The 6732-nt window shown below is 52.9% G+C and carries 4 protein-coding genes; 3 read left to right on the top strand and 1 reads right to left on the bottom strand.

Annotated elements, in window-relative coordinates:
- Positions 1-27 precede the first annotated feature (27 nt).
- Positions 28-2532, bottom strand: coding sequence for a copper-exporting P-type ATPase CopA (copA, locus tag BEG40_RS00405; protein ID WP_105284677.1), 2505 nt, complete (start codon positions 2530-2532; stop codon positions 28-30).
- Between the two features lie 261 nt (positions 2533-2793).
- On the opposite strand from copA, the gene glsA reads away from it, so the two are divergent.
- The 3 genes from glsA to BEG40_RS00420 all read left to right on the top strand — a co-directional run bounded on the left by glsA (position 2794) and on the right by BEG40_RS00420 (position 6717).
- A complete protein-coding gene (gene glsA, locus BEG40_RS00410) occupies positions 2794-3726 on the top strand; it encodes a glutaminase A (protein WP_001278188.1) in 933 nt (310 codons plus the stop codon).
- Between the two features lie 2 nt (positions 3727-3728).
- Complete coding sequence (locus BEG40_RS00415; protein WP_105284678.1) at positions 3729-5021, top strand: APC family permease; 1293 nt, start codon at positions 3729-3731, stop codon at positions 5019-5021.
- A 340-nt stretch (positions 5022-5361) separates the two neighbouring features.
- Positions 5362-6717, top strand: coding sequence for a TolC family outer membrane protein (locus BEG40_RS00420; RefSeq protein WP_105284679.1), 1356 nt, complete (start codon positions 5362-5364; stop codon positions 6715-6717).
- Positions 6718-6732: the final 15 nt, after the last annotated feature.

Consider the following 6732-nt stretch of genomic DNA (forward strand, 5'->3'; position numbering starts at 1 on the left):
TAAAGCAGCGCATCCGCAATGACATACTTATTCCTTCGGTTTAAACCGCAGTAATCGGTTGGCGTTACTCACCACCGTAATCGACGAGAGCGCCATTGCCGCCCCGGCAACTACCGGGTTAAGCAGCGTTCCGGTGAACGGCCACAAAATACCTGCGGCGACCGGAATACCGATACTGTTGTAGATAAACGCGCCAAGCAGGTTTTGCTTCATATTGCGCAGCGTCGCGCGGGAGATGGAGAGTGCGTCTGCAACCCCCATCAGGCTATGGCGCATCAGGGTAATCGCCGCTGTTTCAATGGCAACATCACTGCCGCCACCCATCGCAATACCGACATCCGCCTGGGCCAACGCTGGCGCGTCGTTAATGCCGTCGCCCACCATTGCCACCTGGCGTCCCTCGCTTTGCAGACGTTTAATCGCTTCGGCTTTGCCATCCGGTAATACACCCGCAACCACTTCATCAATCCCTGCTTCTTTGGCGATCGCATTGGCGGTGGTTGGGTTATCGCCGGTTAACATTACCAGACGATATCCTGCTTTATGCAGGCGTTGCAGCGCCGCCACGCTATCGCTACGCAATGGATCGCGTACCGCCAACAGAGCCACCGCTTTGCCATCAACGGCCAGTAACACCGGCGTTGCGCCTTGTGATGCCTGGGCTGAAATATCAGCTTCAATCGCTTTCGTATCGACTTGCTGGTCATTTAACAGCGCCTGATTCCCCAGCAGCAGTGAATGGCCTTCCACTTCGCCACTTACCCCTAGTCCGCGCAATGTGCGGAAGCCATTGACCTGTGGCAGCGTGATATTGCCTGCTTTATCGAGGATCGCCCGTGCCAGCGGATGGCTGGAACCTTGCTCCAGCGCCGCCGCCAGACGCAACGCCTGCGCTTCATCAACATCAGAAAACGTTTTTACTGCGACAACCTGCGGTTTACCTTCGGTCAGCGTCCCGGTTTTATCGAACACCACGGTGTCGAGCGTACTGGCACGTTGCAATGCGTCGGCGTCACGCACCAGCACACCAAATTCTGCCGCGCGCCCGACGCCGGAAATAATCGACATCGGTGTTGCCAGCCCCAGCGCACATGGACAGGCGATAATCAGCACCGTGGTGGCAATCACCAGGGTATAAACAATTTGCGGTGCTGGCCCAAAGAAATACCAGATTGCCGCACTGATCAACGCAATCACCACTACCACCGGCACAAATACGGCAGAGATTTTATCCGCCAGCTGGCCGATTTCCGGTTTACTGCTCTGAGCCTGGCGCACCATGCGAATGATCCGCGACAGCGTGGTATGGCTGCCGACTGCGCTGGCGCGAAACAGCACACTACCGTCCTGCACCACCGTCCCGGCATGAACGCTGTCGCCTTCGCCTTTTTGCTGTGGAATAGGTTCGCCCGTCAGCATCGCCTCATCCAGCCACGCTTCGCCCTGAGTGATTTCGCCATCCACCGGCACACGGTCACCGGTTGTCAGGCGCAGCAACATACCTGGCTGAACGTCTGCCAGCGGCACACTCTTTTCACCTTCGTCAGTGACCAGTCTCGCCGTCGGTGGGGTTAAATCGAGTAATTTCTCCAGCGCCTTCGATGAACGCTGGCGTGCACGCGCTTCCAGCATATGACCGAGGTTGATCAGACCGATAATCATCGCGCTGGCTTCGTAATAAAGATGCCGCGCTTCCATCGGGAACCACTGCGGCCACAGGTTAACGCTCATTGAATAGAGCCACGCCACGCCAGTACCCAGCGCCACCAGCGTATCCATCGTCGCCGCGCCGTTGAGCAGGCTTTTCCATGCACTGCGGTAAAAATGCCCGCCCGCGAAAACCATTACCGCCAGCGTTATCAGACCGATTACCAGCCACAGGCTGCGGTTGTCGGCGGTGACCATCATGTTATCGCCGATCATCCCCCAGACCATTACCGGGATACCCACCGCCAGGGCGACAATCGCCTGCCAGCGGAAGCGTTTCATGGTTGCGACGGCAGTTTCTTGCTGGCGCTCACGGCGTTTAGCGTCATCTTCAATCGCTTCCGCGCCGTAGCCTGCTTTTTCCACCGCCTGCACTAAATCTTGTGCGGAGGCACTGCCCATCACCAGCGCAGTGCGCTCCGCCAGGTTTACCCGTGCCTGGGTGACGCCCGGTACGCTTTGCAGCGCATTTTGTACGCGGGTGACACAGCTGGCGCAGCTCATGCCGCTCAACAGCAACTGCTGGCTATCGTCGTCATCGGCGGTTGCTGCCGGAAGCTCCTCAGAAACCGCTGTCAGTGCTTCCGACGGGATTGATGACTCCGCCAGCGGTTTAGCCTTTGGGTGGCTTACAGATGCGTCATAACCCGCTTGCTTGATGGTTTCGATAAGCTGTTCTGCGCTGGCAGTACCGGTGACGTGCGCTTCCGTAATTGACACCTCTGCCTGCTCAACGTCCGGGCGCTGTTCGAGACTTTCTTTCACGCGTTTAACGCAGTGACCGCAGGACAGGCCGTCCAGGGTCAGGTCGATAGTTTGTGACATAACGTACTCCTTTAAGACAGTTTTGACTGACTGTGATAAAGGGTAAACCTTCCAGCAAGGGGAAGGTCAAGAAATTATTTCGTCGCGCAATGAAAACGCGGTAGAGATTAAAAAATTGGCTCAATTTGCATCAGGATTAGACATTTATCTCTTTGTTTTCCTTTGGTTAAGTTGCGGGTGCTAAGTTAAATCAGGATGCCTGAAAATTGGCATCGGGATGAGGAATAGCCTCCCGCATCTATAAAAAGGAGTTAACAACAGATGTCAGATGCAAAAAATTTACAGCAGGCAGTGGATCAGGCATATACCCAATTTCACTCACTTAACGGCGGGCAAAATGCCGATTACATTCCCTTTCTGGCGAATGTCCCCAGCCAACTGGCGGGGGTAGCTATTGTGACTTGCGATGGCAATATCTATCGCGCGGGTGATAGCGATTACCGCTTTGCGCTGGAGTCCATCTCGAAAGTCTGTACTTTAGCCCTCGCGCTGGAAGATGTCGGCCCGCAGGCGGTGCAGGACAAAATTGGCGCTGACCCGACCGGATTGCCTTTTAACTCAGTTATTGCCTTAGAACTTCATGGTGGCAAGCCGTTGTCGCCGCTGGTGAATGCTGGCGCTATCGCCACTACCAGTCTGATCAAAGCCGATAATACTGAACAACGCTGGCAGAGAATTTTACACATCCAACAACAACTTGCTGGTGAGCAAGTGGCGCTCTCTGAGGAAGTGAACCAGTCGGAACAGACCACCAACTTCCACAACCGGGCTATTGCCTGGCTGCTGTATTCCTCTGGATATCTCTATTGTGATGCGATGGAAGCCTGCGACGTGTACACCCGCCAGTGCTCCACGCTTATCAATACCGTTGAACTGGCTACGCTTGGCGCGACGCTGGCGGCGGGCGGTGTTAATCCGCTAAGCCAAAAACGCGTTCTTCAGGCCGACAATGTGCCGTACATCCTGGCCGAAATGATGATGGAAGGGCTGTATGGTCGCTCCGGTGACTGGGCGTATCGCGTTGGCTTACCTGGCAAAAGCGGCGTCGGTGGTGGCATTCTGGCGGTAGTGCCTGGCGTGATGGGTATTGCCGCGTTCTCGCCACCATTGGATGAAGAAGGCAACAGTGTTCGTGGACAAAAAATGGTGGCATCGGTCGCTAAACAACTCGGCTATAACGTGTTTAAGGGCTGATCATGATGAACACGGAAGGTAATAACGGTGACAAACCCTTGGGACTATGGAATGTGGTTTCCATAGGTATCGGGGCGATGGTAGGGGCAGGGATCTTTGCCCTGCTGGGGCAGGCAGCGTTGCTAATGGAAGCCTCGACCTGGGTCGCTTTTGCTTTTGGCGGCATTGTGGCGATGTTTTCTGGATATGCCTATGCGCGCCTTGGCGCAAGTTATCCCAGCAATGGCGGGATTATTGACTTCTTTCGCCGGGGATTAGGCAACGGTGTTTTTTCGCTGGCGCTCTCGTTGCTGTACCTGATGACGCTGGCGGTGAGCATCGCGATGGTTGCCCGTGCCTTTGGTGCTTATGCCGTGCAGTTTTTGCATGAGGGCAGCCAGGATGAGCATCTTATTTTGCTCTACGCGCTGGCGATCATTGCCCTGATGACGCTGTTCAACTCTTTAAGCAACCATGCGGTAGGGCGGCTGGAAGTGATCCTTGTCGGCATCAAAATGATGATCCTGCTGTTGCTGATTATTGCGGGCGTCTGGTCGCTGCAACCGGCGCATATTTCCGTCTCTGCGCCCCCCAGCTCCGGCGCGTTCTTCTCCTGCATCGGGATTACTTTCCTCGCCTATGCGGGCTTTGGCATGATGGCGAACGCGGCGGATAAAGTGAAAGATCCGGCGGTCATTATGCCGCGAGCATTTTTGCTGGCGATAGGCGTTACCATGCTGCTCTATATTTCCCTGGCACTGGTACTGCTTAGTGATGTTTCGGCATTAGAGTTAGAAAAATATGCTGATACCGCCGTAGCGCAGGCTGCTTCTCCACTGCTCGGGCATGTGGGTTATGTGATAGTGGTGATAGGTGCCTTGCTGGCGACGGCATCAGCCATCAACGCAAACCTGTTTGCGGTGTTTAATATCATGGACAACATGGGCAGCGAGCGCGAGTTGCCAAAGATAATGAATAGATCCCTGTGGCGGCAGAGTACGTGGGGTAACATCATCATCGTGGTGTTGATCATGCTGATGACGGCGGCGCTTAATTTAGGTTCCCTGGCCAGCGTTGCCAGCGCCACCTTTTTGATCTGCTACCTTGCGGTGTTTGTGGTGGCGATCCGTCTGCGTCATGATATTCACGCCTCGTTGCCAATTCTCATTGTCGGTATGCTGGTCATGCTGTTGGTAATCATCGGTTTTATTTACAGTTTATGGTCCCAGGGCAGCAGCGCACTAATGTGGATTATTGGCGCACTATTACTAAGCCTTATTGTGGCAATGGTAATGAAACGGAATAAAACCATATAAAATCTACCTGCGCGCAGTGCTTTCTGCGCTGCGCCTTTATTTTTTCTTAATCAAATCCTCCGTCTTATACCTTTAATAAATAAGTCACAAAAAAATGGTATATACAGGATAAAACTGTGATTCTTATCACTTCTTCCTATAGATTATTCTCAATGCGGATGATGGTAATCTAAAACTCGTAGTGTATTCTTAATAAATAACGTATAAGATTTTTAGCTGCATTTCTTTTAATAGGGGGAATAAAACGAAAGAGATGCACAAGTTATTACCCTTCTTAAATAAAATGAGGCTGGTTATAAAAACCAGTTAAAATAATGACCTGGAAGGAAGTGACTTATCTATGGCGCGATTACAATTAAAAAACCGTAAAAATAAATACCTGATATTTTTAATAAGTTTTATTGTGATGGGAGAAAACGCGCTTGCAGCGCCATTACCACAATGGGCTACCGCCCCTGCGGTTACGTCGGTTGCCAGTTTATCCTTACAGGAAAGTATATTACGCGCATTTGCGCGAAACCCCGACGTCACCCAACAGGCGGCGCAGATAGGTATTGGCGAAGCGCAAATCGATGAAGCCAAAAGTGCCTGGTATCCGCACGTTGGCTTAACCGGTAACGCGGGGCCGTCCCGACAAACGGACTCCAGCGGCAGGCTTGATAACAACGTTTCGTATGGCATAACCCTGACGCAGTTGGTGTATGACTTCGGCAAAACCAGTAACGATATCAAACTGCAAACCGCCGCCCGCGACAGCTACCGCTTTAAGCTTATGGCAACCCTAACCGATGTCGCAGAGAAAACGGCGACCACCTATATGGAAGTTAGCCGTTATCAGGCTTTGTGCGATGCGGCTCAACGCAATATTCACTCGCTGGAAAATGTCTACAACATGGCGGCACTGCGCGCCAACGCCGGCCTGAATTCATCTTCTGATGAATTGCAGGCTCAGACACGCATTGCCGGAATGCGCTCGACGCTGGAGCAATATCAGGCGCAAATGGCGAGCGCCAAAGCGCAACTGGCGGTGCTGACTGGCGTACAGCCGGAGGCGATAGCCGCGCCACCTGCGGAATTAGCCGAGCAGCCGGTATCGCTAAAAAATATTGATTACCAGTCCATTCCGCTGGTGCTGGCGGCAGAAAATTTACGCCAGTCGGCACAGTACGGCGTGGAAAAAACCAAAGCGCAATACTGGCCGACGCTCAGTATTCAGGGGGGCAAAACGCGCTACCAGACCAGCGATCGCTCGTACTGGGACGACCAGTTACAGCTGAACGTTAACGCGCCGTTGTATCAGGGCGGCGCGGTTTCAGCTCAGGTACAACAGGCCGAAGGGCAACAAAAAATCTCCGCCTCGCAGGTCGAACAGGCAAAACTGGATGTATTACAACGGGCATCGGTGGCGTATGCCAACTGGACTGGCGCACGGGGGCGCGAAGAAGCCGGTTTAGCGCAATCCGAAAGCGCACACAAAACGCGAGATGTGTACCAAAATGAATATAAATTAGGTAAACGCAGTCTGAATGATCTATTAACCGTCGAGCAAGATGTCTTTCAGGCGCAATCGGCTGAAATAAATGCCAATTATGATGGCTGGGTTGCCGCAGTAAATTATGCCGCTGCGGTTAATAACCTTATTCCATTAGCGGGAATTAAACAGGGCTTATACAACGACTTACCCGACTTAAAATAATCCTGCCATTATTAA

Origin of the sequence: Escherichia sp. MOD1-EC5495 (assembly GCF_002965965.1) — a bacterium.
In the GTDB taxonomy this organism is placed as follows: Bacteria; Pseudomonadota; Gammaproteobacteria; order Enterobacterales; family Enterobacteriaceae; genus Escherichia; species Escherichia ruysiae.

What these genes read in the sequence shown, in the direction of transcription:
- copA (WP_105284677.1), bottom strand. Translation starts at nt 2,532, where the DNA reads ATGTCACAAACTATCGACCTGACCCTGGACGGCCTGTCCTGCGGTCAC.
- glsA (WP_001278188.1), top strand. Translation starts at nt 2,794, where the DNA reads ATGTCAGATGCAAAAAATTTACAGCAGGCAGTGGATCAGGCATATACC.
- BEG40_RS00415 (WP_105284678.1), top strand. Translation starts at nt 3,729, where the DNA reads ATGATGAACACGGAAGGTAATAACGGTGACAAACCCTTGGGACTATGG.
- BEG40_RS00420 (WP_105284679.1), top strand. Translation starts at nt 5,362, where the DNA reads ATGGCGCGATTACAATTAAAAAACCGTAAAAATAAATACCTGATATTT.